The following is a 2835-nucleotide window of genomic DNA, read 5'->3' on the forward strand; positions in this document are numbered from 1 at the left end:
GCCGGTTGAGTCGGGTGGTATCGTTGTCGCCTTGGCCGTGGGCGGTGGCAGGGGGCGGCATCGTTTCGTATCGGGCATTTGGGGAGATGTAAATGCCTGAAGCCAGGATCAGAAAAACAGCACAAGGAGAGGGTGTGCTGGAGGAAATTAGTTCTTCGAATAACCGCTCCGAAAGACGGACTCTTGTTTTTTAGTCTCCTTTAGAGTCCCGGCCTCAGTTGCTCTCAAGCGGTGCTGTCAAGTCGGTCCGGGGGTGGACAGTGGCCATCAGGGACTGGCCTCAGTTACTGGCAAGAGTCGCTCGCAAGAGTGCAGACTCTCCTCTTGACCGGGGAGAGTCAGTAGTTCAAATTCGGGTTGGAGCGGGGTGTATATCCGCTGGCAGCGTATTTGCGAGCAGTTCCCGGATGCGTTCCTCGACCTCTGGTGTGGGTGCCTGCCTGCCGGTTTCGATGTGCGACAAACCGTTGAAGCTCAAGATACCCCGCCCCGCACCAGATCAAACAGCTCTTCCAAAGACAATTTTCCGCTCATTTCGCCTCCTTCCAGCAGGCCGTCAGCCAAATCCCGTTTGTGACGATGCAAGGCCACGATTTTTTCCTCTATCGTTTCCTTGGCAACCAGGCGGTAGATTGTCACCGGGCGTTTCTGACCAATGCGATGAGCGCGATCCGAGGCTTGATCTTCTACCGCCGGATTCCACCAGGGATCCATGTGGATTACGTAGTCCGCCGCAGTCAAATTGATTCCCACGCCTCCTGCCTTCAGGCTGATTAGAAATACATCTCCTTCTCCGGCCTGAAAGGCATCTACCCGACGCTGTCGTTCCTTGGCGGGCGTACTGCCGTCCAGGTATTGATAGTTGACCCCTTTTTCGTCCAGCAAAGCGCGGATGATGGCTAAATGATCCACGAACTGGCTGAATACCAGTGCTTTGTGCTTATTTTCCAACAACTCCTCTGTCACTTCCCAAAAAAGTGCCAGCTTGCTGCTTTCGAGTGGGCTGTCCGGAAGTACCAGCCGGCTATGACAGCAGGCGCGGCGCAGCCGCATGATTTCGGCCAGGATCCGGAAACGTTGTTGCTCTGGAGGGCCGGCGAACTCTTCGATCTGGGCGATGGCCTGGCGGCGCAGGGTCTCATAGAACGCCACTTCCTCCTCGCTCAACTCGACGTGCAGGGCGATCTCGGTGCGCGAGGGAAGCTCCTCGAGGACCTGGTTCTTGGTGCGTCGCAGCAGGAATGGCCGGATCAATTTTTGCAGTCTTTTCTGCGCTCCCTTGTCCGCGTTGCGCTCGATGGGGGCAGCGAACCGCTCGTTGAAGCGTTCCAACGACCCCAGCAGGCCGGGGTTGATGAACTGGAACAGGTTCCAAAGTTCCCCCAGATGGTTCTCCATGGGCGTGCCGGTGGTGACGATGCGCACGGATCCGATTAGGGCCATGGCCGCCTGCGAGCGTTTGGTCAGCCGGTTTTTGATGGCCTGGGCCTCGTCCAGCACGATAACATTCCAATGCATGGCTACCAGCATCTCCGCTTCCTGCTGCAAAAGACCGTAGCTGCAGATCACCACGTCGAAGGGCTGCAACCCTTCCAGGATTTGCTGCCGCGAACCGCCGCCAAAGAGGATGCCGCGCAGAGTGGGGGCAAATCGTTCGATCTCCTTGAGCCAGTTCATTCCCACGGAGACGGGAGCCACCACCAGCGAGGGGCCTTCCTGGGCGCGGTATAGCAGGAGGGCGATGGCCTGCAGCGTTTTGCCCAGTCCCATGTCGTCTGCCAGGCAGCCGCCTACTCCCCACGCCGCCAGTCGCGTCAGCCAGTGGAAGCCGACCAGTTGATACTCTCGCAGCTCCGCCTGAAGCGTTGAAGGGAGATCCGGCTCGACGGCCTGCGCCAGATCGATCCTCTGTAACTGTTTTCGCCAGTGGGCATCCTCCTCCACATTTCCAGCCTGCTCCAGTACGTCACGCAAAATCGGGCTGGCCAAGTGGTGAAAACGCTGGCCACCGGCATGAGGGTCGGAAAAGGCATCAATTTCCGCCAGACGCTTGCGGAAGCTCTCCGTCAGGGCCAGAAAGCGGCCCTCTCCCAAGGGCAAAAAGCGACTCTCACGGCCTCGTGCCAACTCCAGCAGCCGACGCATGTCCAGAACCAGATCTTCGTCCACGGTCAGTTCGCCTTTGATCGCGAACCAATCCTCTTCCCTCTGAATTCGCACCCGCAGGCCATCCATGGCTATGGGGCGGCTGATCCGGATCTTCTCCCCCTCCGGCCAGGCCACCACCGCCTCCTCGGCAGCAAGCGCCTGCAGCTCCAGCAACAGCTCCAGACAGGTTTCCGGATCCTCGATCAGCCATTCGTTCTGCCCTTCATCCGCCAAGAGATTGGGGCAGGCATCGATCACCCGTTTCGTCCGCGCGGCCTCTTCTTTGAGGTTGCGGTGGGTCTGCGCCCGCCTGCCGTTGATCTAAGCGATGATCGTCTTGCCTCCTTTGCCGGGCGGAAAGTAGGGACCCTCTCCGGCGAATGGGCGCGCCTGGAGCGCGATCCTGAGTCCGTCTCCGTTGGGCCACAGCAGGATGTGAGGTCGGGCATCCGCCGGCAACTCCTCGACATCCGCAATGCCTTCTTCGAGTCCCGAATGGATGGTCACCAATGGGGCAATCGCCCGGATCGCATTCATGACCTGCCCGCTGGCGGTGGCCGGAACCTGCAGGGTCTTTCCGCCCAGGATCTCTGCGATTCGGATGTGCGCCTTGGTAATCTCCACCAGCCTGCAGCGGGTGGGTGAGTCCCGATACACGGAAATCCCTTCCACCGTCACGGATTCGGA

Annotated in this window: 1 pseudogene; it reads right to left on the minus strand. The window is 59.4% G+C overall.

Going from position 1 to position 2835, the window contains the following annotated elements:
* Positions 1 to 474 precede the first annotated feature (474 nt).
* A pseudogene (locus HQL56_19365) lies at positions 475 to 2835 on the minus strand (DEAD/DEAH box helicase).

The organism is Magnetococcales bacterium (assembly GCA_015231925.1).
Taxonomy (GTDB): domain Bacteria; phylum Pseudomonadota; class Magnetococcia; order Magnetococcales; family JADGAQ01; genus JADGAQ01.